A 26610-nucleotide genomic window follows, 5' to 3' on the forward strand; every position below is an offset into this window, starting at 1 on the left:
ATAGATGAGTTTAGATCATAAAAAGATTAAAGTATTGGTGGTAGGCTGTGGGAATATGGGGAGTTCTCATGCTATGGCTTATCATCAGTTGGAAGGTTTTGAAATTTGTGGAATTGTCTCCAGAGGAGATAGTAAGGTGGTGTTGAATGAAAAGCTGGGTGGTGGTTATCCATTGTTCAGTGATTTTGAAACGGCCTTGGCGGCTAGCCGTCCGGATGCAGTATGTATTTCAACCTATCCGGATACCCATGAACCTTTTGCAATAAAAGCAATGGAACAGGGTTGTCATGTGTTTATAGAAAAGCCATTAGCAGATTCTTTAGCGGCAGCACAGCGTGTTGCTGATGCGGCCAAGCAATACGGTAAGAAGCTGTTGGTTGGGTATATTTTACGTTACCATCCTTCCTGGATGCGTTTTATTGAATTGTCTCAGGAAATGGGGAAACCATTGGTGATGCGCATGAATTTGAACCAACAAAGTCAGGGAGCAAAATGGAATGTGCATAAGAATTTAATGAATAGTTTGAGTCCGATTGTGGATTGCGGAGTTCATTATATTGATGTCATGTGCCAGATGACCCGATCTAAGCCAGTGCAGGTAAGCGCAATTGGAGCAAGATTGACAAATGATATTCCTGAGGATAATTATAACTATGGGCAACTTCAGATTCGTTTTGAGGATGGATCTGTGGGTTGGTATGAATCAGGATGGGGACCAATGATGAGTGAGACTGCATTTTTTGTAAAAGATGTGGTTGGACCAAAAGGGGCGGTATCTATTTTGGCAAAAGAAGCTTCGGCAGCAGGAAAGTCTGATTTGATTGATGCACATACGAAGACAGAATCTATTAAAATTCATTATGCAGACCTGGATCAGGATGGTCATTTTTCAAGAGCTGATGAATGGGTTGATTTGAATGATGAGCCTGATCATTTGGAGCTGTGTACGAGGGAGCAACGACATTTCCTTCAGGCTATTTTAGAAGATTTGGATCTGACGATACCTACTCAGGATGCGCTAAATAGTTTAAGGGTAGCTTTTGCGAGTGATGAATCTGTTCGGACAGGTGGAATCGTTAAGTTGCTCTAATATTTTTATAATTCATCTTATTTTTGAAAGCCTGCTCACAGCAGGCTTTCTTGTTTTACAAATTATTTTAATCTTGATCATAATTTTTACTTAGTGTATTTAATTTTTTTAATCTCCACTCTTAATTGCAGTTTATTTGGTGTTTTTGAAGGTTTTATCGGCAATAAATATTTTTATAATATGTGCTTAGTGTATATTATTTTAATATTTTTGTTGCTGAAGGTGTTGGTTTTTATTTGGGAGCCATCTTCTTTAACTTTATTTGCGATGCTGCTGGAGGATAGATTACGCTCTTAAAAAATGTAAGCTGTCTATAGGTTTTTTGGAACCTGAGCTTGTTCAGTTTTAACTCGCATTTGGTTAAAATCAATTATAAAATTAACTATTGATCCATTGTATGAGAGCTTTAAAGATATCACAAAGTATCACCAACAGAAAGAGTGATTCCCTGGAAAAGTATCTGAATGAACTTGGGAGATTCGAGCTATTGAAAGTCGAGGATGAAATTCAGTTGGCCATGCGTATTGCAGAGGGTGATGCAGCAGCATTAGAAAAATTAGTCAATGCGAATCTTCGTTTTGTGATTTCCGTTTCCAAGAAGTACCAGGATAAGGGGGTTCGGCTTTCCGATTTGATTAGTGAAGGGAATATTGGTTTAATAAAGGCTGCTAAGCGCTATGACCACACTAAAGGTTTCAAATTTATATCTTTTGCGGTGTGGTGGATTCGGCAGGCTATTTTATCTGCTATTTCTGATCAGCAAAGAATTGTTCGTCTGCCAGGCAATCAGATTGTTGGGAATACGGCTATAAATAAGGCAACAATGCGCTTGGAGCAAAAACTTGAGCGGATGCCTACTGCAGAAGAAATTGCGCTGGAAGTAGGGTATAGAGAGGACCGGGTTTTGGACTATCAGTCTAATGCTGCTTTGTCTATTTCTTTGGATAAGCCGATAAATGAAGAAACCGGATTCAGTTTATTAGATAAGATTGCCTCAACAAGTGTTGATGCAGTAGACGAGGAGCTGATGAAGCAATCTTTGTATGAGGATTTAAAAAGGTGTTTGATCATTTTACCTGAAAGGGAGCAGAAAATTTTGTCACTTTACTATGGATTGTATGATTGTTCTGAGACTACACTGGACGATATGGTTTGTATTTTTGACTTAAGTAAAGAAAGACTGCGGCAGTTAAAAGACAAAGCATTGAAGACTTTGCGCAACAGTCCAAAATCCCAAATGATCAGGGAATATTTGGGCTAATTGAGAAATGGAGGGGCTTTTTAAAATATGGTTTAGTCGTATTTTGTTTAAAGATTTAGGGGTTATATTTAAACGAAATAGCAGATTATAGGTATTTTATGCAGAAAAGGGCTTTTTTATTGAAAAAAAGAGCGGCATCCTTAAATATTCATTTGGTGGAAATCCAATAATTATTAACTTTAAAGCGTTATATCATATATTTAAAATCTTAAACGAAAGAAAAACATGGAAAAATTCTCGAAACTTAAAGAACTTATTGCAAGCGTTGAAGCTGATGCAGACAAATTTTATAATTCAGGTAACGGTGCAGCTGGTACAAGAGTACGTAAAGCAATGCAGGATTTAAAAGGCCTTGCTCAGGACATCCGTACTGAAGTGACTGAGAAGAAAAACACAAAGTAATCTACTTTGAATGTCATGAGAAGGGCCCGCTTAATGCGGGCCTTTGTCATTTATAGCTATTGAGGTTTTTATTTTTTAATTTTAAGGCCTCAGCCTTATGAACTCTCCAGAGCAACCATCACCTCGTAAGATCATTCACATAGATATGGATTCTTTTTATGCTTCAGTGGAGCAAAGGGATGATCCTTCGCTTGCAGGTAAGGCTGTTGCTGTGGGTGGCTCTCCTGACGGCAGAGGTGGCGTGGTTGCTACAGCGAATTATGAGGCAAGGAGATTTGGTGTACATTCTGCGATGTCTTCCAAAAAAGCACAGCGCTTATGTCCACATCTGATTTTTCTTTATCCTAGATTTGCGGTTTATAAAGAGATTTCCAAGCAAATTCGAGAGATATTTAGTAGGTATACAGACCTGATCGAACCTTTGTCGCTTGACGAAGCCTATCTGGATGTAACTGAAGATAAGTTAGGAATTGGTTCTGCGATTGATATTGCCAAAGAAATTAAGGCTGCTATAAAGGCTGAACTAAACTTAACTGCATCAGCTGGGGTTTCTATTAATAAATTTGTCGCAAAGGTGGCTTCCAATATGAATAAACCTGATGGTTTGACTTTTATTGGTCCATCGAAGGTGGAGCGATTTATTGCTGCATTGCCTGTAGAGAAGTTTCATGGTGTGGGAAAGGTAACAGCGGAGAAGATGAAAATTCGGGGCTTGCATAAAGGCGCAGATTTAAAAAAGCTTACTGAAGCTGAGTTGGTCTACCTTTTTGGAAAGAGTGGGCATTTCTTTTACCGGATAGTGCGTGGAATTGACCACCGTAAAGTAGAACCGAATCAGGAGACCAAGTCAATTGGTGCAGAAGATACTTTTTCATATGACCTCAGTGAGTTGGAAGAAATGAATTTGGAACTCGAACGCCTTTCGGGCATTGTGTTTAAAAGGATGAGTCTTTATCAATTGTTTGGGCGGACTTTAACCATTAAAATTAAGTTTAGTGATTTTAGGCAGATTACCAGAAGCAGGTCATTCCCGGCTGCACTGACGGAATTGGAAATGATGGTGGAAGTGGCAAAATCTCTATTGGATGCTGCACAGTTGGAGGGAGGGAAGGTCAGATTACTTGGGGTTTCGATCTCTAATTTTAACAGTACAAGGGAGCAGGGAGAGTGGTATCAAGCCCGACTTTTCCCTTAATTTCAAATATCGAGGGTATATGTTTTTTCTGGAGTTTTAACAGCTGAATTATTAAGTTGTTTAAAATATATGAGGGAATAGGAAATGATTTTGGGTTAATTATGTAAATTGACGCTAACATCCATCGTAAAGTATAGCCCTATGGAATCCTTATCAAAGTTTTTTGATCCTGATTTGCAGCAGCCTGATATGGCTTTTCTGAATAAACTATTTGAATTTCAACAAGCCTATTATTCTAGTGATGCTAAAATGAAAGCATTAGAAGGATTGCTTCAAGAATTATGTGTGAGGACACAAAGTTTGGCTGCAGGACTGTTTGATGTTGATATGACAACTGCTATTGAAGTAAAGAATGCTCCTGTTGATCTTGATATGCTGCGCGATTTTATATTAAGCAATCCTACTGTAATTTCTGCTCATTATGATGTAAATAGTGTTAAAGGCTATCAAGTCTTCATTTGTCCACTTAGCGATGATCTGGGGAAAGAAATGAGGTTGTGCCTGGTGAGGTCTACCGATGCTTATACGGTGAGAGACTACTATACGGTTAAACCGGCTTTGCCAATCTTAAATGGGATGCTCCTTTATCAAAATTTAGCAGGGGAAATTGCTGATCAGCATCGCGAAAGGGCTCGTTTACAATCGCTCATTGCTTCACTGGATGATATCATCATTGAACTGGATGAAAATATCGTGATCAAAAAGGTCTGGGTGAAAGATGCTACAAAGCTTTTTATGCCTCAGGAATTCTTTATTGATAAAACGATGGTAGAGGTGATGGGCACCTTTGCGAGTATTTTTGTGGACTGCATCGAGAAGTTACTTTTAACCGGCGAACGTCAGGAGTGTGTTTATCCGGATTTTAATCCAGATAAGAAATCCTGGTATAGTGCTAAATTTCAGAAAATTGACCCGGTTTCTGAGGAAGCTGAGGTACGCTTGATTTGTGTGATAGAGGATATCACGGCAAAAAAAATGATGAGTGATCAGTTGCAACATCAGACTTTAGAATTGATTGCAGCGAAGAATCTTGCAGAGCAAATTGCGAGAAAGAGGACAGAGATCCTTTCTATTATGAGTCATGAAATTCGGACTCCATTGAATGGGATTATAGGGATTTGTAATTTGCTTCATCAAGGTACTTATGCAGATCCACATATCCGGGAGTATATTGATCATTTGAATTTTTCTTCGAATCATTTATTGAATTTGGTGAATGATATTTTGGATCTGGAGAAGATTGAGAATAAGAAAATGGAGCTAATGGAGAGTGAGATTCGATTAGTGACTTTTGTTGGGAATATTCAAAAGCAGTTTCAGTCTCTCGCTAAAGCTAAAGGATTGGGCCTTAGTTTTTATCATGATGAGGATATTCCTGAACTCGTTAATGTTGATGATTTGAGGTTGGGGAGAATTCTGAATAACCTGATTGGGAATGCTATTAAATTCACGGATAGCGGTCATGTTTCCATCTTTTTGACAATAATAAGTCGGACTGCCGAAAAGGTGAGGTTGTGTTTTAAAGTTGAAGATACTGGGATTGGCATTCCTGAGCATTTACATAACCTGGTTTTTGATAAGTTTCATCAGGTTCAACAAGCTAGTCACCGACAGCAACAAGGAACCGGGCTTGGTTTAAGTATTACTAAAGGGCTTGTAGATCTTTTTAAAAGCGAAATCGTATTAAAAAGTAAAGTAGAAGAGGGGACGAGTTTTGAATTTGAAATTGACTTTAAAATTGTCTCGAAATCTGAGGATTATTTAAATCTGGTGGAGGTTGTTATTCCAAGCCGGGTATTGCCTGAGTTGAGGTTACTAGTGGTGGATGATAATCCGGTAAATTTATTAGTTGCAAAAAGGCAGCTGAGTCGTTTTGGGCTCAATGCGGAGCAGGCTGATAATGGAATTACGGCTTTGGATATTTTAAAAGATAGGGAGTTTGATGTGATTTTGATTGACCTCCATATGCCAGGTATGGATGGCTATGAATTGGCAAGAAGGGTGCAGGTTTCACACCCAGGTGTCAAGGTGATTGTTTTCACGGCAGATATTCTGGAAGAAGTTAGAACACGTTTATGGAATATGGGTATTAAACATGTCTTGTCAAAGCCTTTCAATCCTGATGAAATGCATCAGCTATTGCTTGAAGTAATTGGTGCTGATCATTAACATAAAAGGCATTCATCTATCGATGAATGCCTTTTATAAATGTTAGGATTTATTTGGTTATGCGAAATCTAACCAAGAGCTGTTCGTTGAATAATCATCGATAGCTGTTACATTATTTTCGAATTGAAGAGAAGCGATTAACGCTGAAACTTCTTGTTTAACCATTGTAATACAGTTTTCAACTAAATCTTTTCTGTATCCTTTTTCTTGTAATTTAAGGACGTATCCTACGCAGATTACTCTTGCTATTATTTTACCAAGATCTACCATTTTACGTTGAGAAAGGTTTTCCGACAGTTGGAAAGACAATTCCTTTTTAAAATAAGCAACAGGTTGAGCTGTAATTTTAAATTCAGCAAGGAAATCAAATAGGTTAGACTGTTTTTGTTTCTTCATTGAACGGGTGATCATATCTGCTGTCTGGTTATATAGCATTTCATTAGATCCTTCAAAAATCTGGAATGGGCGACTGTCCATGATTCCACGACCACCGATATGGCTGGTTCTGTAACCTTTGGCTCCTGAGAGTTGTACCAATAATTGTGCAGATTCCTGCATCAAATCGGTCACTACAGCTTTCATAGTATTAGCTTCCAGGCCTTCCATAGCTAAATTGTGCTCAATTCCACTAATTTCACTACTGTGCGCGCACATGGCAGAACAGATGGTGTAGGCAGATTGAATTCTTGACAGTTGGAATTGTACATTGTCTATAGCCATCAAATTACCGGTGCCCACGATGCGGGTACGGCAATGTTGCATTGCTTCATCTAACATTCTTTTGATGAATCCCATTCCCATTCCTGGGAATTGCATCCTACTTCTATGAAGAATATCCAACATCATTTTAATTCCGGTAGTTTCCGGTTTTAGTCTGAAGTTTTGTGGAACAACAAGGTCGAGTTGGTTTAATCCGTAAGGGATCATGTACAAACCTGGGTTGTCATAAAGCTCTTCTACTACAATGTGCTGTTTCGGTTTAGTGATGTCGCAAAGGAAAAAATCGATGTCTCGGCCTAAATCACCATTCTCATTTTCATTTCTTGCTGCGATGATCCAGTAATCAGCCATCCCAGTAAGTCCTTGCCAATGTTTTGTTCCTTTAATTTGGTAGCCCTCAGGAACAGCTTTACTAGCTGTTTTCATATTTAGCGCATCACTACCATAATCTGGTTCAGTGATCATCAGACCACCCATTTGTCCTTTTTCTAAAAAGTTATCGAAGATCCCTTTTTTAACGGAGTCATCTGCATATTTTGAAACAGGCTCTAAGAAAAGGGCGATATTGATTCCAAAAGTTAAAGATAGGGGCAGAGATTCATAAGAAGCTGCGGCTAAAAGGCCAAGGCATTCTTTAACGATGCTTCCACGTCCACCATATTCGGTAGGAATTGCAACAGAAAGTGGTTTTTGATCCATAATTCCCTTAAGAATTTCTGGTGGTAAGCCTCTTTCCAGGCTCAGTTGATCAATGTCGGCCTGCACATGAAATAAGTGTTTCAATGTTTGCTCGAAGTCTCTGATGTAATCAGAAAACTTGATGTCGGTTAATGTCATATATAGAATACAAGTATTTTAAAAAGATCGTTAAGCAAATAAGTGAATATTTATCTAGAATCTTTATAAATAATAAACAATTTTTGCTGAACATCGAATTCAAAATAATGACAATCCCGCGAAACATAAAATGATCACGGTCACATTGATTTGATTAATTATGGATGCGAAGGTCCCTCTTCCCTCTTACACAGCTGTTTAATCTAATTCGAGCAGGGATAAAAACGAAAAATCGTTTCGTTGTGCCCAAGATAGTACCGAAATATACGGTTTATGCCTATTTAATAGGTTAAAAATAAAAAAAATAACTGAATAGCAGTATGATTTTGGTTTTGGCTGTTAAAATCTGTGAAAATTATTTAGTTGCATGGTAACTTTATTGTCTTCTATTGAAGGTGCAGTGTTGAATTATGATGGGCTAATTAATAATTACTTATCCTTTGTTTGTCCTTTTGTTTTCTTTCTGCCGAAAGAGATTTCGGTGTAAACTATGCTCTTGCTGAGCAAAAACAATCAGTTCGTTTAGTAGTTTTCTGTAGCTTTATCCAATATTTATTTAAGTATGTTATATATTTTTGATTCTGAAACAGATTATATCCTGGAAGATGAATATGTCTTGTTACGTCCAGTACGGACTTCTGATTTTGAGTATTTGAAGACTTTTGCGATCAATGAACCCGATTTGTGGACTTATTCTTTGCAGAATGCGGGGACTGAAAGCGGAATGAAGCTGTATATCGAAAAGGCACTGAAAGCTAAAGATTTGGGTTCTGCTTATCCTTTTGTGGTATTTGATAAGGTAAAACAACAATATGCAGGGACAACCCGTTTGTACGATATTGATTTATCCAGTAAATGCTTGTCGCTTGGCTATACCTGGTATGGCAAAGAATTTCAGGGAACCGGGTTGAATAAACATTGTAAGTATTTGCTGTTTGAATTTGTATTCGAGCAGATGGGGATGGAAAGGGTAGAGTTTCGTTTAGATGCTCGAAATGAGAGAAGTATGCGTGCAATAAAAGGCTTAGGTTGCAGTTTTGAAGGCGTATTAAGAAGTAATGGTTATCGTCCAGATGGCAGCAGAAGGGATTCAGCAATATTGAGTATGCTTAAAGAGGAATGGTTTTCCGAGGGAAAGCAACTGTTGAGAAGTAAATTGCTGTAGCGCGCGGTTGTTTTTCTGGTTTTGTCAGCTCACCGTAACATGACTGGTAATCCCTATATGCAGGATCATTTTTTCATGTAGCTATGGATAAGAATATGTAAATTGGCAATAATAGATGATGCTTATCCATAAGTGATGCAAAAAACAGAGAAGTTCGTGTTAAATTTAGAAGTCGATCCAAATAAACTGGATTCGAAGATTAAAAGTTTTGAATACAATGGCAATCATTACCTGTATGTATGCCATATAGATAAGTATTCTGATAAAGCAGGTGGTCATCCAGACGACCGCCCGGATCAAGTGAAATTGCTGATAAAAAGCTTTTATGGCAAGTATTTGAATATGGATGTCCCTTTGAAAGACCTGAATACAGCGGCTTTTAATGATCAATTGATGGAATCGATAAATCAACATTTACTATCTACCGAGCCTAGCTATTAAAGTGTAACTGTCTTTCTTGTAAAAGACCTTACTTTCGTATGAAATAATGCGGGATTAGGGATCGGTGTGTGATTAATCAAAAACCTTTTAAACAAAAAAAGACGAAGTCTGGAGCAACTTCGCCTTGATTTAAGAAATAAATTTCTTGTACACCCAATAGGATTCGAACCTATGACCTACGGTTTAGAAAACCGTTGCTCTATCCAGCTGAGCTATGGATGCATTTCCCTTGTTGGTGCGACAAATGTAGGAGTAATAATGAACATCTACAAATCTAATTTGCATTTTTATCGCCTCTAATGCGCATTTGCCTGCTTTTAAGCATGATACAGTGTGAAAAATAATGTAAATTAGTAAAATGAAAATATTGAGGATAAAGCCTCTTTTTTCAATACAATGAGAAATAAACTAATGTTTTGCGTGTTAATCTGTTGCACTGTAGGTTTTTATACCAATGTTTCAGCGCAGCAAACCAATAATAACTATGATGAGAAGCTGGCTAAAGAACTTCAGGCCGATGAATACGGAATGAAGACTTATGTGCTTGCTATTTTAAAAACAGGGACAGAAAAAAGTTTTTCTAAGGAAAAGCAGGATAGTGTATTCCGCGGTCATATGATAAATATTGGCAAATTAGTGGAAAATGGAAAGTTGGTAGTTGCCGGACCACTGGGTAAAAATGACAAAAGCTATCGTGGAATTTTCATTCTTGATGTACCTACCATTGCAGAAGCCCAGCAATTAGTAGGGACAGATCCTGCGATTCAATCCAGGTTATTGGATGCTGAGTTATTTATCTGGTATGGATCTGCAGCTTTAAAAGAAACGCTGAAAATCCATAGTAAAATAGAAAAACGTAGCCACTAGATGGTAATTCTCTTTTGAGGATGTAATTCAGTGTGTGCCAAAATCAGGTGCATGATATAATCATTAGAAGGGAAAGGCTGCAATGCTGATTTGAGCATGGCGGCCTCTTTCACATCCGAATATTGAGAGATATAACCCATTCCGTATAGTTTGCCCTGTTCTACAAGGATACAGCTTTGTTCGTCTTCTGTTCTTCCTGAATCTAAAATTGCAAAGCTGGGTAACATAGCTTTCAGCTGCTCAATGGCATATTTTACCCGTACATTATATGCAGGTGCAGATTCCTTACCTACACACGCGCCGCTACAATTACCTTCTTCATGACCTGTACAAGCCAGTCGCTTGTTTTGGATATAGCAAAGCTTTTCACATAAGAATTGGTCTTTGATCAGAACTTTAAGCACATGATGTCCTTCCAATATCGTATTGAAGCTGTACAATACCGGCATATTCTTTTTGAAAGTATCGAGGCCTAATCTGAGGTAACCTTTCTGATCTTCGAAAGCATATAGCGCATATTTTTGTTCGTAACGTTTCAAGGCACGATTGTTTTCCGGCCATAGTCTTTTGATTTCTGTAGCTTCCAGAATGAATGCCATAAGTTCGGTTCCACATATCTCAAAATCTACGCTATATATATCTTTAAGGAAATTCTGACGTTGCTTTCCCGTATTATTTCCTGTAAAATGAGAACAAACTCTTTTCTTCAGACTTTTCGCCTTTCCGATGTAAATCACTGTGCCTTTTTGATCTTTAAAATAATAGACCCCCGGACTTAAAGGAAGTCGATCAACCTGTGATTTAGGTAGGTTAGGAGGGAGTGCCTGCTCTTTAGAGCTAATTTTAAGGGAAGCCTGGATGATCCCATCCGAATCACTCTGCATTAAAAGGCTAAACAGTTCTGCGGTTGCAGCAGCATCGCCACCAGCTCGGTGACGGTTATTTAAGGAAATCTTCAAGGCTGCACATAACTTACCCAGGCTATAAGAGGCGTGCCCAGGTAATATTTTACGACTCAACCTTACGGTACATAACTTTTTACATTGTAAATCGTAACCAGCAACACTCAGGTTGTGCTTGATAAATGAAAAGTCGAAATTCACATTGTGTGCAACAAATACCTTATCCTGTAACATGTTGTAGATGACTTCTGCTACTTCATGAAACATCGGGGCCTTTTCTACCATATCGTTACTAATGCCTGTTAAGGCTTCAATATGATCTGGGATATATTGTCCTGGATTGATCAGTGTTTCATATGAATCTACCACAGAAAGACCGTCATGCACCAGGATGGAAATTTCAGTAATCCCATTTCCTGAAGCATGACCGCCAGTGGTTTCTATATCTACAACAGCGTACAGCATAATTTCTTTAAAAGAGTGATTTTAATCCGTAAATATGCTAATAAATTTAGTATATTATAAAATAATTCAAATAAATGACTCAATTAGAAGAAATTAACCTTCTAAAAGCTGGTTTCGATTTTTATAGGATTACTAAGAATCTTATGAATTGGGCATTTGTCTGCAATTTGCATCAATCTATCATGTTCTTGTGAAGACAATTCGCCTGTAAAAGTGATCTTTCTAGTAATGGTCGTTTCCTTACTCATTTCTTCTTCATTGCAAATAGCGAGTTCCACCTTAATCGTTTCCAGTTTCATCTTTTTACGATCTGCATACATCCTGATCGTAATCGCAGTACAACTGCCTAAGCTTGCCAGTAATAAGGCGCCTGGTGCCATACCTTCATCTGTTCCTCCCAACTCTTCCGGTTCATCGGCATAAATGAAATGCCCATCTGCATATATTTTTGTTTTGTAATGTGACTGGTCTAATTCTGTAACTGCAGTAATTTTGTTTGCTGACATATTGGGATAAATAAAAAGATAAATATGGGTTATGAATATTGCAACAATTCAATGTTTAAATCGTTTGTTCTGATACAATAAATCGTAAGTTATTTTTACAATATAATATCAATTCCTTAAAACTAGCTAAACATTTCAAACTTAGATTTGTTATAACACTCCTAACCACTATTAATATGCTAAGCACTTATCTCAACTTTCAGTTTGATATTCAAGGCAAGCCTGTGAACGGTTTCTGCATGAGAATTCAAGACGATTTCCATGAAACTTACGCAGTAGTATTAGATGGGTATCATTCCTTCTGTGTATGGCTAGATTCTTCCAGTACCTGGAGGTCTTCCAGGCATACGAGTGTAGAGCCAAGAATATTGGAGCAAATTATTAACCGGTTATCCATCAGCAATCTGCGGTAATTTACCTTATAAACCTAATCCTGTTCATCATTTTGAAATACCTATGTATCAAATACATGGGTGCCTTCCAAAATATTGACTTTCTTGTCAATTTTTAGTATTTTCCTGTATCAAACCTAAATACTAACCCACATGAACAAAAGATTTACCCTCATTTGTTCCTGTTTCATTTTATTCGCTTTCAGTGGTTTTGCCCAACAAATTTTGAAGGGAAAGATCAGTGACGCCAGTAATGGAACAGGGATTCCAGGCGCCAGTGTCCTTATTAAAGGCAGCAGTTCAGGAACCTCCTCTCAGCCGGACGGTAGTTACAGCATCACTTTACCTGCCAATGCAACCACACTCGTGGTAAAATACCTGGGTTATTTAACGCAGGAAGTCCCAATCAATAACAGAACTACGATTAATGTTGCACTGGTACAGGATGAACAGTCGCTGGGCGAGGTAGTAGTCACCGCACTTGGCATTAAGCGAAGTGAAAAATCTATTGGTTACGCTACACAAACCTTAAAGGGAGATAACCTGACCATGACGAAAGAGCAAAATGTACTAGGTTCTCTTGCCGGTAAAATTGCTGGTGTACAGGTAGTCGGCTCTTCTGCAGCGAGCATGGGGGGAACGCAGAAAATCAAAATCAGGGGAGTCAATTCCCTAAACGGAGATGGAGCCCCCTTGATTGTGGTGGATGGAACGCCTATTTCTGATGCTAATTTTAGCACCTCATCAGGGAATGGAGTGGATCTCGGGAACATCTCTCAAGACATCAACCCGGAAGATATTGAATCACTTAATGTCTTAAAAGGGCCAACGGCATCCGCTTTATATGGTATCCGAGGACAAAATGGGGTGATCATGATCACCACTAAAAAAGGAAAAAAAGGACCGAAAGCGGTGGAAGTTCGCTTCAATTCAGGGTTTTCTATAGAGAAAGTGAGCAATTTTACACCCTTACAAAATATATATGGTGTAGGGAACAATCAAACTTTCCAGACTTTGGCCAATGGTGAGAAATATGTGAATGGAAATGATGAAAGCTGGGGGCCTAAAATGGATGGGACGCCGGTAAGGATGTTCTATAGCTTTTACGCTCAGGATCCGGATTTTGGAAAAGCAAGCCCTTTTGTACCACAGCCCAATAATATAAGAGACTTTTATGAGACGGGAATGAACATCAATAATAGCTTGTCAGTTTCCGGAGGAAATGAAAACTCTGCCTTCCGATTAAGTTATAATAATGCCTATATCAATGGAACTATCCCAAATACATGGTTGAAACGAAATAACCTGAGCTTAAGTTCGGATCTCAAATTAACCGATAAGCTAACCATAGGTGTGAATGGTAATTATGCGAACAATAGCGGTCAAAGACCAGTTCAAGGCTATCAAGGATCATTTACCGGGGCAACGCAATGGTTTCAACGGAACATAGATTTGAACAAGTTGCGCAATTACAGTTATCCTGACGGTACGATTCTGAACTGGAACGTGAATCCAAATACGACTACGGGAATGATTACCGCTGATAATAATAAGCCAAGCGATTGGAACAATCCTTTTTTTGATGCCTATAAAAGCTTAAACAATGACAGTCGTGACCGCCTTTTTGGTGATGTAAATCTTCATTATCAGGTATTGCCGGAATTGAAATTAAGTGCTTTCGCTCGTACAGATCGCTATATTCAGAACATCACACATAAAGAAGCACTTGGAGGACGTTTGGATGATGGATATTCGGTAGGTAAGTATCAGGGAATCGATAACAATTACGAATTCCTGGCACAGTACAACAAGCAATTTGGGGATTTCTCTATCAATGCGAATTTTGGTGCCAACCTGTATACAGAAAAATTCACTTCTACTTTTCAGGCTACGGTGGGCGGCTTATCCAGCGTTGATTTTTACAATATAGAAGGCTCTGTTGACCGGCCAGACAGTAGATCATTTGAAAGAAGAAAAGAGATCAGGAGTGCCTATGCTATGGCTTCTTTTGGATATAAAGACACTTATTTCCTCGATGCCTCGATTAGAAATGACAACTCTTCTACTTTGCCAAAAGACAACAATTCCTATTGGTATCCGTCTGTTTCCGGGAGTTTTGTGTTTAGTCAGCTGACCAATTGGGAAGCGCTTTCTTTTGGTAAATTAAGAGCGAGTTATGCGGTTGCAGGCTCAGATCTTAAACCTTATCAAATTGCTTATACTTATTCTCCAGGAAGTGTTTATAAAAATACAACGACCAATATCAACACGCTTTATGTACCCGATAAATTGAATAATCCGAATGTAAAACCTGCTTTCGCGCATTCTTTGGAAATTGGTACAGACCTGAAATTTCTGGACAATAGACTCGGACTAGAATTCAGTTATTACAATCAAAAGAATAAAAGGCAGATCATAGATTTATCAGTTTCCGGAGCCAGTGGTTTTACTTCTAATGTAGTGAATGCCGGAATGATTCAAAACAAAGGGATTGAGTTTTCCCTGACTGGAACACCGATTAAATCGAAGTTATTTAGTTGGGATGCCACCATCAATTTCAACAGAAATAAGAGTGTGATCAAAGAGTTGTATAAAGATTTAAAAGTCTATCAGTTAGATGTAAACACCTATTCCAGTGTAAATATTTACTTGAATGCCACGGTTAATGAAAGTTTTGGCAGTTTAGTCGGACAAGCTTATCAACGAGATCCACAGACGGGAAAAATTCTATTAGGTGCGGATAATATGCCGCTCGTAGAAACCAATCATGATTTCGGTAGCGTTTTACCAGAATTTACCGGTGGTTTCATGAATAATTTCAAAATTGGGAAGTTCGACATATCTGCGATGATTGATTTTCAGAGCGGTGGACAATTCTTTAGCTGGTCAAAAATGTTGGCGGTTAAATCCGGACAGGCTGTGGAAACAGCCGTTTTGAATGATAGGGGAGCGAATGTGCGTGATCCATTGGCCAATGGTGGTGGAGTAAAACTCAACGGAATCTATGGTCCGGGTACCATGATAGCTGGTCAGAATGTAGGCGGACAAGAGTTTAACGGTTATGTGGATGCCAGGACTTATTTCAGAAATAATATTGGTACCAAAATCTATGAGGAGTGGCTGTATGATGCTTCTTACATCAAATTAAGAGAAGTTAGTATAGGTTATAACCTTTCAGGAGAGTTTCTGAAGAAAACGCCGTTTAAGTCGGCAAAGGTGGCCATTGTTGCTAGAAATCCGGTGATGATCTGGCAAAAAGCACCTAAAGGATTAGACCCTTCGGAGCTGTCTACCGGAAGTGCTTCTATCAGTTGGCTGGAAAAAGGAGAGTTGCAAACGGTTCGTTCTTATGGTATTAACCTAAACCTTACATTTTAACCTTAGAAAAATGAAACAAATAAATAAACCCATATACCTGATCTTCCTGCTCGCCGCATTTACAATGAGCTGCAATAAGTTTGATGATGCAATTAACAGAGATCCGAATAAAGCAGTAAAGGCTGGAGCTACGCAATTGATTGCCAATGCGCAGTTAAGTCTGGCGGATATTGGGACTACTTTTGATAAGTCCGCCTCCATTTATGGCGAACATTATCCTCAATATCTTTCCAATACTTCTTTCACCGACAATAGCCGTTACAATACGGTGAACTTTAGTTTTTATCCGATCTATGTGGGGCCATTGATGAATCTGGAAGAGGCAATTACCATTGCAAACAATCCCAATGAAGGTCCGATCGTTAACCAGATTGCAGTCGCCAAGATCCTGAAAGCATATTTTTTATGGCATATTACCGACCGTTGGGGACCAATTCCTTTTAGTCAGGCCTTAAAAGCAGCTGGGAATTTCACACCTGCTTATGATTCGCAACAGGCAGTTTATGATGGACTTTTTAAACTTTTAGACGAAGCGAATACAGCCTTTGTGCCTGGTAATATTAAAAATGATATCATATATGGTGGCGACGTGGCCAGATGGAAAAAACTGGGCAATACCATTCATTTACTCATGGCTTTAAGGCTTACTAAGGTGGATGCCGCTAAAGGAACTGCGGAGTTTCAGAAAGCATTGACCAATGGGATTATGGATAAAAACAATGATAACCTTACCTATAATCACCTGGCGGATAAAGTCAACGAGAACTATTGGTACACCTCATTTACCAGATTAAATAGAAAGTGGTTTGCGGTGAGTAAGCCAATTGTTGACTATATGCTGCCTTTAAATGACCCAAGATTACCTGTTTTTGCGGATAAAAATGTAGCAGGAAATTATGTGGGCTTAGAATATGGATTGCCTGGATCAGTATCCGTGGTGATCAATAACGTCTCATTATTAGGTACTGCACTTCGTCAGCAAAATTCAGCGGTATACCTCGTTACCTATGCACAGGCTTTATTTGCGAAGGCAGAAGCCGCAAAAATAGGCTGGATTCCTGGAGGTGATGCGGTTGCAAAAACAAATTATGATCTGGCAATTGAGCAGTCGATTTTGCAATGGAATAACAATACCGCTCCAGGATTAGCCGTGTTTATGGCACAGCCCGCTATGGTATATAATCCAGCTACTGCATTGCGCCAGATCGGAGAACAACGTTGGTTACATCTTTTTCTCCATGGCTATGAAGGTTGGGCGGAATGGAGAAGAACGGGCTTTCCAGTTTTAAATCCTGCACCGAACAATAACAATTTGCCCATTCCTAGAAGGGAGGGTTATCCTACACAGGAAATTACCAATAATGGAGCCAATTATAGCGCCGCTGTTGCTTCGTTTCCATACGGTGGAGCTGATAACCTGAATTCAAGAGTATGGTGGGATAAGCCCTGATGTAAGCTTCATATCTAATGAAAAGCGCCTAAAATCATAAATTTTAGGCGCTTTCTTTATGCTGATTTTCCTTTGTTAAAGGAAGGTATACGTTAGTTTTGATTTAGCAATTCGCTCTTTTCGGCAAGCTTTACGAAGATCTCAGTTTTGTTCTGATTTCTTCTGGAGATCATGTTTAGTAGCAGGATGCCCATTACAAAAAATCCAACACAGACTAGTGCAGCAGTGAATAAGTTTACGGTCATGGTACTTGCCCAACCAAGAATAGCTTCGTCGGTGAATAATTTTTTATACAATACCACGCCGATAATTCCAAAGAACAACAAGATCACCAGGATAAAGATTCTTAAGAAAACCATGAGCAATTCCTCTGCATATTCTACAAAGGATTTGAAAGCATGATGTACCAGGCTGGTCAGGTTCATTTTAGACTTTCCATCAATACGTTTTAACCTGTTAAAGGTGATACTGGTAGATTTTACCTTTTGTTTCGAAAGATGCGCCGCAAAATGAATAAAGGAAGTATGACAAGAGGTTTCCAATACTTTCTTTTTGATCATACAGAAATTGCCGAAATTCAGAATCTTACCGGTAATTATTTTGAAAATGAAGCGGTAAACATAGTAAGAGATCTGAAAAGAAATACTTTCTTTTCGTCGTCCTCTGGCCACATTTACAATGTCATAATCATTGAATTTTACCAGTTCTGCAATCGCTTCCGGGTCGTCTTCTCCGTCAGAATCCATGATGATGAATTTGTCGGCATCTAAGTGTTGTGCATATAATAGGCCCTGGTAAATGGCAGACTGATGTCCCACATTAAACCTTAATGGCAATATAGTAAGTGTAATATTTTCGGATACAAAGGAAAATTTCTGAAGCATCGACAGCGTCTGGTCTGATGAGCAATCGTCAACTACTATTACTTCGAAAAGAAATGGCAGCTTGCCGGCTACCTCCTCAATTTGTTTTAAAAAAGCAATAACGGTGGTGTTTTCATTAAAGCATGGAGTGATGATCACTACATTTTCTTTTTTCATAGCCTATTGTACGTTGAATTTGTAAATTACATACCCGTCGATTTCTTTTACAGGTTTAAAATTGGTGTTTTTGATGGTTTCCAGTTTGTCAATAATGGAGAATTTTGACTTCGGAAGAGATTCAATGATAAACTCAATTTCTCCGCTTTGCATCATGTTTTCTATTCTTTTATAGTCAATTATCTTTAAGGGGCCTGTGGAATATTCCAGAATATCCATTTGAGGAATGATACAGATATCAAAGAATTCATTGTTGATTTGTTGTCGGGAAGGAAGTGTAGAATCTGTAGATAAATTAGCAAATAAGCTTCTTCCGCTATGTTCTACCCGGTTATTCCTGATGTATTCTACAACTTTTCTTGCAGCAGCTCTCTGTTTTTCAAGATAGGGGTTATGGTCAAAATTCCGGATGATCTTAACGTTATGGGCCGCATAAACGAAAACAACCAATATCAGGTAGGTCTGAAATAACGTGTTAATCTTTTTCCCTTCGAAGTTTTTGGCGATGATCAATAGAGAAAGGTTGATGAATATGATAAAGTACTGAACAGTAGAGCCCATTTTTAAGGCGGTTACGGCAGCAAAAATCAAGCTTCCCAATGCGGCTAATGATAATAATCTTTCCGTTGCATTACCCTTGAATATGGTATTGTTTTTAATAAAAATGTATAGGGTAACGAGGATTAGTGGCCAAACGGTAAGGATGAATATGTTTCTAGTGAGGATAAATTTGATGTAATTGTCAATGTTGATTCCATTTGCAACGCCACCAAAAATGTTGTGTAAAAAAGAAGGGTACATGATACGGAACAAAAGCATCAAAGCACCATAAATAAGAATACTGACTAAGCTTAGTTTAAGGAAGGTTCGCCAATCTTTGTTCAGGATACTGAAGCCCAAAAAGATGATGATGAACTGCAATCCACTTTGTTTGGCAAAAAATGAAATCGCACTGAGTGCTACTGTTAAGGCCAGTAAAAGGAAACTATTGCTGCCTGAATCACGCTTTTTGTAGTAGCACATAAAACAGTAAATCGAAGCAATTCCCATCATATCCTGCAAAGAGTCTGGTCTCACCGCAAAATTATGAGCAAAGCCATAGACAAAAGACATTAAGAACAGCAGATAGGAGGTGTTTTTACTCAGCTTTAAGAGGTTACTGGCTATTTTAAAAATGAAAATCGCGGTAATTAGGTTGAAAATCATACTCCAGATCCTTCCGATAATATATAGGGAAGGGATGTCTGAAGCATTAAATCCTAATATTTTAGCGGTAAAACCACAAAGGTAGTAGTAAACAGGGGTATATTGTGTAATAGAGAAGGGAGCATCTGAGGGAAATAAATACAGCTTAGCACTATCCATAAATACCTGCGTACTATAAATTACATTCTGCTCGATTCCGGCGATATCGGTTCCTTTAGAAAAGATAATCAAGACCCTTAGGACACAAAAGAGGAGAAAAACAGAGCCAATAAAATAGGGCAGAAGCGCCGGTAATTTAGATTTCAGATTCATGCTGAGTATTCAATGAATAGTTAAATAGTATTATGCTTTAAAAACAATATGCTTTTTGGTTACGTAGCTGAAAAAAGCCACCATAGCGATCGCAATGGCCTTACATAACCTTACATCAAGCTTTATAATGTCTACTAAAAACCACAGGATGAATTGGTTGAGTAGGAGCGCCAACAGAGAGAAGAAGAAGAAAGAGAGCATTTCATTTGTTTTCGAATACCTGCTTTTTTGAAAAACAAAAGCTCTGGAAAGCACATAGTTAATCGTTACTGCAATAATAATGGAAATGACATTGGCCACCAGGTATTCTAGCTTGAAGAAATCTATCAGAATAAAAAAGCTGATAAACTCTATCCCTGCACAGAAAGCTCCAGCAAGGGCGAACTTGAAAATTTGCAACTTTAAGAGATTCTTAATGTATTCCACGATGGCGTTAAATTGTAATTGTCGTCACTAAATATAATGCATTTTACTTCAACTAAAAGAGCATCATTGATTATATTAGTTAACAGCGCTTTAAATCGGTTTGATTACCCGAAAAAGAGGTAACATAAACCGATGGCTGTACATACGCCTACTAAATCAGCCAATAACATTGCACCAATTGCATAACGCGTATTCGTTACGTTTACTGCACCGAAATACACGGCGATCACATAAAATGTGGTATCCGAGGAGCCTTGTAAAATACTGGATAATCTGCCGGCAAAGGAATCTGGGCCATGAGTGTTCATGGTATCAATCATCATCCCTCTGGCTCCACTTCCGCTTAAAGGCCTGATTAGCGCTGTAGGAATGCCATCAATGAAGCGTGAATCCATACCTATTGCAGTACAAACATGTTTTAAACCATTGATCACGATATCGAAAGTACCACTGGTACGAAGTAAGCTGATGGCAACCAGCATGCCTACCAGGTAGGGAATAATTCTTATTGCAGTATCAAAGCCACCTTTTGCACCTTCTACGAAGGCGTCGTACACGTTAATTTTTTTATACAATCCACCTAAAACAATCAGGAGGAAAATCAGTAGCAATAGTCCATTGCTCAGGATTCCTGAGAACTCTTGTAAGCCAGCTGTACTCAGACTGGTGAGGTACAGCACCAATAAACCGATTACTGAGGAAAGACCTAATACCCAAACCATGATGACCGGCTGGAAAACATTGATCCTTTGTTTAAAAGAAACAATAAACATCGCGGCCATGGTGGCTACAAACGTAGCGATCATGCAGGGGATAAATATATCTGTTGGATTAGCAGAATTCAATGAAGCACGCACGGCGATGATACTTACCGGGATTAAGGTTAATCCTGAGGCATGCAAACAAAGGAACATAATCTGTGCATTGGAGGCGGTGTCTTTACTAGGATTCAGTTCCTGTAGACTTTCCATTGTTTTCAATCCGAAAGGAGTGGCCGCATTGTCAAGTCCTAATAAGTTGGCGGAAAAATTCATGACCATATGACCTGTTGCCGGGTGACCTTTTGGTACATCAGGAAAAAGCTTGGAGAAGAAAGGGCTAATGATTCTCGATAATAAGCGGATACCACCTGCTTTTTCTGCAATGGTCATGAAACCCATAAACAAGGCCATAATACCAATTAGTTTTAAGCAGATATTTACTGCAGTCCAGCAGGTTTCAATGACTCCGTCTACCTTTAATACATTACTAGGATCACTGGCTTTTCCAATGATCATGAGGTTGAAAATTTCCGTTTCTCCAAAAAAGAAACACTTAATACTAGCTACTGCAATTGCAATGATAATAAACGCAGACCAGATCCTACTTAGGGCCATTAAAACAAAATTAGTTGAACGGTTAAATTTATAGTTTTGATTCTAATAATCGCGTGTTGAACCAGAATAATTATTGCTTTAATACCTTTTAGGAGGAATTCTATATTTAAAATAGCAAAACGGCCACATCACCAGTTAAGGGATGCGGCCGCTTCATTTTTACTTAAGGAATATTTAGTGCTTAATGGTCGTTAAGGTTTATCGTCTGTGAGTTCAAAACCCCAGGTTTTTCCTTTTTCTATAGCAGGAATACCAGAGGTCATCCATGCTGGAGCTTTAGTACCTTTCAGATAATAATCGAAAAATTGTTGTTCTCTGATTTGAATGTCTTTTCTATTCTGACGTTGGATCAGGTTGTGTGCTTCACCATTGTAGTTTAGCATCCATACCGGCTTACCTAAACGTCTCAGGCCGCTGAACAATTCAATACCCTGGTACCATGGTACGGCACCATCAGCATCGTTTGCCATGATCACTAAAGGTGTATTTACCTTCGGTAAGAAAAATAAAGGAGAGTTCTCGATATATAATTCTGGTTTCTCCCAAAGGGTAGCACCAATTCTACTTTGAGTTTTCTCATATTGGAACTGTCTGTTCATTCCACTTTCCCAACGCATTCCACCATAAGCAGACGTCATGTTGGCAACTGGAGCACCAGCCCATGCCGCGGCATACATATTGGTACGTGTAATCAGGTGTGCCGTTTGATAACCACCCCAGCTTTGACCCTGTAAGCCGATTTTGCTACCATCTACCCAAGGGTTTTTCTTTAAAGCTTCTACGCCAGAATTGATATATTCTTCAGCAGATTTTCCCGGATAGCCAGTTTCATAAGAAATGTCTGGTGCGAACACCAAATAACCATTACTTACAAAAAATGAAATGTTCAATCTGGAAGGAGTAGGGGCAGGGGCCTGATAAGAATACAAACCATCAGAAAGCTTCTCATAGAAATATACGATCATTGGGTATTTTTTAGCCGGATCAAAGTTCTCCGGTTTGTATAAGATACCTTCTGCTTTATATCCTTTAGGTGTTTCCCATTTCACTAATTCTGCAGTACCCCAGTTATAGTTTTGCTGCTGAGGATTGGTATTGCTCAATTTAATCTCTGTTTTCAGATCTTTTGAAACATAGACATTTGGCGAAACGCTATAGTTTCCTTTATCGTAGATATACATTTCTGCATCTTTAGCTTTTGCTAAATCAGAATACTTGTATTTTGCCATCACGATCAGTTCAGGGTTTTTCTGATCACCAACATTGGTTTTATAGAAACCATTTTCTTTGGTGGTATTGTTAAAAGCATCCATTAAAATGTGTTGCTTTTTTTCCAGAAAACGGCTTTCCGGATCTACTTTCTGATAACGGAAAGTCAGCTTGTTTTGTCGGCCGAAACCATTGGTGACATTTTTTGCAGGACTTTTCCCTTCAGGAGAGAACTCCCAAATGTCATACCTATCGTAGATTAAAACTGTTTTATCATCTGCTGTCCAGGCAGCAACCCCATAAGCAGAAGGGCTATCCGGAACATCATTTTCTTCATCTACCAGTTTCACTGCTAAACCGGTATTCAAAGGGCTCAGCTTGCCGGTAGCCACTTGATATGTGGTATAAATACCTGTCTTTTTATCGAAGAAAAGGACATAATTTCCTCCTGGAGAAACCATAGCTGAACCTGAAAGACCTTCAATGATCTTCTTTCTGCTGCCCGTTTTCAGGTCAACTAGGTAATAATCTTTGATAGTACTCGCTGTCCATTGTTGTTGAACCCTATTACCGAAATCGGTAGAAGCCAATACAAAAGGAGCATTACCTTCATTCATCAATACTGCATCAGGTAGTTTGATATCCGTCAAAGGAATGATTCGTGGATCACTGTTAAAAATATCAATAACAGTCAGGTAACTGCGTTTCGAGTCCCTATCGGCATTTTTCAATTGCATAGGCTGCAGATAATCGTCTTTATAACCCCAAACGTCTAGTTTCGCATTTTCAAAATCGATCAGCGTAGTGTCTTTTTGTGTTTTAACAGGGGCGATGCCGAAGAATAACTTTCTGCCATCCTTACTGAAATTAATACGGGAATCAGCACTGACAGCCCATTTTGCAGGCATACCAGGAATCGCATTGTCTACCAGAATCTGTGCGGTATCTAAAGAAAGAGAGTTGTAATAAACATTGAAGTTTTTGATCTCTGCTTTCTCCGGACTTTGTTCACCAACGAAAGCTAAATACGCTCCATCTTCATCAAAAACAAAGTTTTTAAAGCTTCCTTTTCCTTTGACCAGTGTTTTCAAAGTTCCTTTTTCTGTATTCAAAACAAAAACACCTGCCTGGGCTGTTTTGTCCTTTTTAGCACCAGTACAGGCAAAGATAAACTGTTTGCCATTTTTACTAAACGCATATTCAGACACATATTTAAAAGTACGTTCTACACCAGTGTTCAGGTTTTTAAAGATCAGATCAGTTCCTTCAGTTTTGCTGGAGGCGCCTGCTGCGTCATCGTCTGCAAAAAAGTCTTCGCTGTCTTTTTTCTTATCTGTACCGGCTGGGGCAGGAGTTTTCTTTGTTGCTGTATCTAATGGTTTCTCTAATTGATAAGCGAGGAAACCCGCAGATTTTTCTGGCATCTTAAAGGACTTTACCCTTGCAACTTTCAGGATTGCCAGACTTGTTAAGTTGGCGATCCCTAAACTATCTTTAGGCTGGTCATCTGCTTTTTTCTTTTTAATCTTTGCCTGACGTATATCCTTTTGAAAAGGTTTAATGGCAAATACTGCATATTTGGAGTCTGCACTGAATTGTGCATTTGTACCGCGGTTTACTTTGATTTTAGAAAGGTTAACCAGATTATTCAGGTATAAGTTGGCATCCCCTTCTTGTTGGTTAATTCCAAACATGGCCCATTGGCCATTATTACTCAATTGTTTTGACCCCACAGATTCCCAGGTATCATAAACACTGTGGTCCACTGGTCTTTTCTGCGCATAGGTTGCGCCGGCAAACAAGAGGAACATTAGCGTAAGCTTTTTGTGCATCATAAAGACTAATTTTAAATATTGATTTCTTCAGCGTTAAATTTCTGGTTTTTTACCAAATATTCGCAATACACACCAAATTATTACAATAAAAATCGACCTTAAACACAAAAAGCACCTCGAAAGGTGCTTTTTGTAACGTCTTTATAAAGACTATTTTTTCTTTGCCTGAGTAGCTGCTTGTTGCTGCTGACGCATATAGTCATCTAATCTCGATTGGAATTTAGATTTCTTTTTAGTTTCCACAGGTTTTGTTTTGTTCTCTTGTAAAGTACGGTGAATCTTTTCATCATCAACCATAGATTTAATCATGAACTGCTGAGCAAATGTCAACATATTCGCAAGGAAGTAGTAATAGTTTAATCCTGAAGGATAGCTATTCAAGACACCTAAGAAAATGATCGGCATGATGTAACCAATGTATTTCATTTGGCCTGTTGCACCAGAAATCTGGTTATTGAAATAAGTGTAGATCAAGGTCGAAATCGTCATCAACACACACATTAAACTCAAGTGATCTCCGATAAATGGAATAGTGAAACCAAATTTGATGAAATCATCATAAGTAGATAAATCTTTCATCCATAAGAAGCTTTCTCCTCTTAACTCAAATAAATTCGGGAAGAAGAAGAAGAAGGCCATTACAAAAGGCAATTGAAGTAGCATCGGTAAACAGCCACCCAGAGGGTTTACGCCTACCTGCTTATACAATTTAAGGTATTCCTGTTGTAATAGTGTTGGGTTATCTTCGCCTACTTTAGCTTTAATCTCATCCATTTCTGGTTTAAGAATTCTCATCTTAGCCATAGAGATGTATGATTTATACGTCAATGGAGACATCGCAACTTTAAGAAGAATCGTCAGGATCAGGATGATCAAGCCATAGTTCCATCCAAAAGCTTCCAGGAATTTAAATACTGGCAATACGACAAATCTATTGATGTATTTTAAAGGCCAGTAGCCCATATCTACTAATTTCTCAATTTCATGCCCTTGTGCTTTTAACACAGAGAACTTATTGGTTCCAAAGTAGAAATCCATCGCATAGGTTTGATTAGCCACCTGACCGAAATGCATTTTCATATCGGCATCGTAACGTTTGATCAAACCTGGCTGAGTAGCTACTGTTACGGCAAGTTTACCGCTTTCAAAAGCATTTTTAGGAATCAATACTGCAGAGAAAAACTGTTGTTTGAAGGAGAACCATTCGATCTTTCCTTTTTTCAATTCTTCAGTTTCATCTTTAGCAACGCTCAAATGATCCGGACTAGCGTCTGTATATTTGTAGAAAGGAGCAGAGTGTTCTTTTTCTTTAGCAGCAGATTTTTCTTGCTCTAATAACGTTGCAGACCAGTTTAATACGATAGAGTCCGTTTGAATCACCTGATTTAAACCATTCAGATTAATGTTAAATGCAACATTATTCGATTTTGGTTTTAGATCGTAAGTATATTCAATGTATTTATCACCTTGATAAGTGGCACGCATGCTCACCATATTGCCTGTTACTGTTGGCGTAAAATAAAGATCATCAGTATTTAATATTTTACCGTTGATGTTCATTTTTAAACCAAACTTATTCTGGTCACCGTCAAATAAAATAACCGGTTTTCCATTGTAAGTTTTCTGATCTTTTACCTGTACAGATAAGATCTTACCACCTTTATTGGTTAGCGTTAATTTTAAGTTCTCATTTTCTAAAACAGTAGTTTTAGCTGTACCTGTGATGCTGCCACCAAATGGTCCTGATAATGTTGCTGAGTCAACAGCTGGTGTTGCTGCTGCTGCGATTGCAGGAGCAGTAGTTTTTGTGGCTGCATTAACTTTTTTCAAAGAATCTGCGGCAATTCTTTCCTTTTCTTTGGTGATTTCAGTCTGACTGGGACCAAAAAAGTAAAAAGAACCGGCCAAAACGATCATGATCAGGAACAGGCCTGTAAACGTATTTCTATCCATTATTGTTATTTAA

At 38.5% G+C, this 26610-nt stretch carries 20 protein-coding genes and 1 tRNA gene; 11 read left to right on the plus strand and 10 right to left on the minus strand.

All coding sequences use genetic code 11. The annotated features are described in order from the left end of the window. Nucleotides 1-4 precede the first annotated feature (4 nt). From R2S10_RS21610 to R2S10_RS21630, 5 genes are all read left to right on the plus strand, one after another. The gene (locus tag R2S10_RS21610) at nucleotides 5-1090 is read left to right on the plus strand and encodes a Gfo/Idh/MocA family oxidoreductase (RefSeq protein ID WP_316842500.1); all 1086 of its coding nucleotides are present in this window, start codon (nucleotides 5-7) and stop codon (nucleotides 1088-1090) included. Between the two features lie 397 nt (nucleotides 1091-1487). After that, nucleotides 1488-2351 (plus strand): RNA polymerase sigma factor RpoD/SigA, encoded by an 864-nt coding sequence (locus tag R2S10_RS21615; protein ID WP_316842501.1) that lies wholly within the window; start codon nucleotides 1488-1490, stop codon nucleotides 2349-2351. A gap of 225 nt (nucleotides 2352-2576) precedes the next feature. Beyond that, on the plus strand, nucleotides 2577-2753 hold the full coding sequence (locus R2S10_RS21620) for a hypothetical protein (RefSeq protein WP_062547595.1): 177 nt from the start codon (nucleotides 2577-2579) through the stop codon (nucleotides 2751-2753). Nucleotides 2754-2850: 97 nt separating this feature from the next. Further along, complete coding sequence (gene dinB / locus R2S10_RS21625; protein ID WP_316842502.1) at nucleotides 2851-3948, plus strand: DNA polymerase IV; 1098 nt, start codon at nucleotides 2851-2853, stop codon at nucleotides 3946-3948. Between the two features lie 141 nt (nucleotides 3949-4089). Then, the gene (locus tag R2S10_RS21630) at nucleotides 4090-6117 is read left to right on the plus strand and encodes a response regulator (RefSeq protein ID WP_316842503.1); all 2028 of its coding nucleotides are present in this window, start codon (nucleotides 4090-4092) and stop codon (nucleotides 6115-6117) included. A gap of 57 nt (nucleotides 6118-6174) precedes the next feature. On the opposite strand, the gene R2S10_RS21635 is transcribed toward R2S10_RS21630, so the two are convergent. After that, on the minus strand, nucleotides 6175-7674 hold the full coding sequence (locus R2S10_RS21635; RefSeq protein ID WP_316842504.1) for an acyl-CoA dehydrogenase: 1500 nt from the start codon (nucleotides 7672-7674) through the stop codon (nucleotides 6175-6177). Nucleotides 7675-8236: 562 nt separating this feature from the next. Between R2S10_RS21635 and R2S10_RS21640 the strand changes: the two genes are divergently transcribed. Further along, nucleotides 8237-8839, plus strand: a complete 603-nt coding sequence (locus R2S10_RS21640) for a GNAT family protein (protein ID WP_316842505.1) — start codon at nucleotides 8237-8239, stop codon at nucleotides 8837-8839. Nucleotides 8840-8974: 135 nt separating this feature from the next. Continuing rightward, the gene (locus R2S10_RS21645; RefSeq protein WP_316842506.1) at nucleotides 8975-9280 is read left to right on the plus strand and encodes a hypothetical protein; all 306 of its coding nucleotides are present in this window, start codon (nucleotides 8975-8977) and stop codon (nucleotides 9278-9280) included. A 148-nt stretch (nucleotides 9281-9428) separates the two neighbouring features. Here R2S10_RS21645 and R2S10_RS21650 read toward each other — a convergent pair. Further along, nucleotides 9429-9502 (minus strand) — tRNA-Arg (locus R2S10_RS21650). Between the two features lie 174 nt (nucleotides 9503-9676). Here R2S10_RS21650 and R2S10_RS21655 point away from each other — a divergent pair. Then, nucleotides 9677-10147, plus strand: coding sequence for a YciI family protein (locus tag R2S10_RS21655; protein ID WP_316842507.1), 471 nt, complete (start codon nucleotides 9677-9679; stop codon nucleotides 10145-10147). Here R2S10_RS21655 and R2S10_RS21660 read toward each other — a convergent pair. Further along, complete coding sequence (locus tag R2S10_RS21660; protein ID WP_316842508.1) at nucleotides 10144-11514, minus strand: exonuclease domain-containing protein; 1371 nt, start codon at nucleotides 11512-11514, stop codon at nucleotides 10144-10146. The genes R2S10_RS21655 and R2S10_RS21660 overlap by 4 nt on opposite strands. Before the next feature lie 101 nt (nucleotides 11515-11615). Beyond that, nucleotides 11616-12020 (minus strand): OsmC family protein, encoded by a 405-nt coding sequence (locus R2S10_RS21665; protein ID WP_316842509.1) that lies wholly within the window; start codon nucleotides 12018-12020, stop codon nucleotides 11616-11618. A 176-nt stretch (nucleotides 12021-12196) separates the two neighbouring features. On the opposite strand from R2S10_RS21665, the gene R2S10_RS21670 reads away from it, so the two are divergent. From R2S10_RS21670 to R2S10_RS21680, 3 genes are all read left to right on the plus strand, one after another. After that, complete coding sequence (locus R2S10_RS21670; protein WP_316842510.1) at nucleotides 12197-12433, plus strand: hypothetical protein; 237 nt, start codon at nucleotides 12197-12199, stop codon at nucleotides 12431-12433. A gap of 132 nt (nucleotides 12434-12565) precedes the next feature. After that, on the plus strand, nucleotides 12566-15790 hold the full coding sequence (locus R2S10_RS21675) for a SusC/RagA family TonB-linked outer membrane protein (protein ID WP_316842511.1): 3225 nt from the start codon (nucleotides 12566-12568) through the stop codon (nucleotides 15788-15790). A 10-nt stretch (nucleotides 15791-15800) separates the two neighbouring features. Beyond that, nucleotides 15801-17240 (plus strand): SusD/RagB family nutrient-binding outer membrane lipoprotein, encoded by a 1440-nt coding sequence (locus R2S10_RS21680; RefSeq protein ID WP_316842512.1) that lies wholly within the window; start codon nucleotides 15801-15803, stop codon nucleotides 17238-17240. A 92-nt stretch (nucleotides 17241-17332) separates the two neighbouring features. Here the strand turns inward: R2S10_RS21680 and R2S10_RS21685 are convergent, their stop codons facing one another. The 6 genes from R2S10_RS21685 to yidC form a co-directional block, all read right to left on the minus strand. Beyond that, nucleotides 17333-18280, minus strand: coding sequence for a glycosyltransferase (locus tag R2S10_RS21685; protein ID WP_316842513.1), 948 nt, complete (start codon nucleotides 18278-18280; stop codon nucleotides 17333-17335). A gap of 3 nt (nucleotides 18281-18283) precedes the next feature. Then, nucleotides 18284-19798, minus strand: coding sequence for a glycosyltransferase family 39 protein (locus R2S10_RS21690; protein WP_316842514.1), 1515 nt, complete (start codon nucleotides 19796-19798; stop codon nucleotides 18284-18286). A gap of 30 nt (nucleotides 19799-19828) precedes the next feature. After that, complete coding sequence (locus tag R2S10_RS21695) at nucleotides 19829-20197, minus strand: GtrA family protein (RefSeq protein ID WP_316842515.1); 369 nt, start codon at nucleotides 20195-20197, stop codon at nucleotides 19829-19831. Between the two features lie 131 nt (nucleotides 20198-20328). Then, nucleotides 20329-21600: a nucleoside recognition domain-containing protein gene (locus R2S10_RS21700; RefSeq protein WP_316842516.1), complete on the minus strand. Its 1272-nt coding sequence runs from the start codon at nucleotides 21598-21600 to the stop codon at nucleotides 20329-20331. A 191-nt stretch (nucleotides 21601-21791) separates the two neighbouring features. Then, nucleotides 21792-24644: a prolyl oligopeptidase family serine peptidase gene (locus tag R2S10_RS21705; RefSeq protein WP_316842517.1), complete on the minus strand. Its 2853-nt coding sequence runs from the start codon at nucleotides 24642-24644 to the stop codon at nucleotides 21792-21794. Between the two features lie 150 nt (nucleotides 24645-24794). Beyond that, the gene (yidC, locus tag R2S10_RS21710) at nucleotides 24795-26597 is read right to left on the minus strand and encodes a membrane protein insertase YidC (protein WP_316842518.1); all 1803 of its coding nucleotides are present in this window, start codon (nucleotides 26595-26597) and stop codon (nucleotides 24795-24797) included. Between the last annotated feature and the right edge of the window lie 13 nt (nucleotides 26598-26610).

This window comes from Pedobacter gandavensis (genome assembly GCF_032678745.1).
GTDB classification, from domain to species: Bacteria; Bacteroidota; Bacteroidia; order Sphingobacteriales; family Sphingobacteriaceae; genus Pedobacter; species Pedobacter gandavensis_C.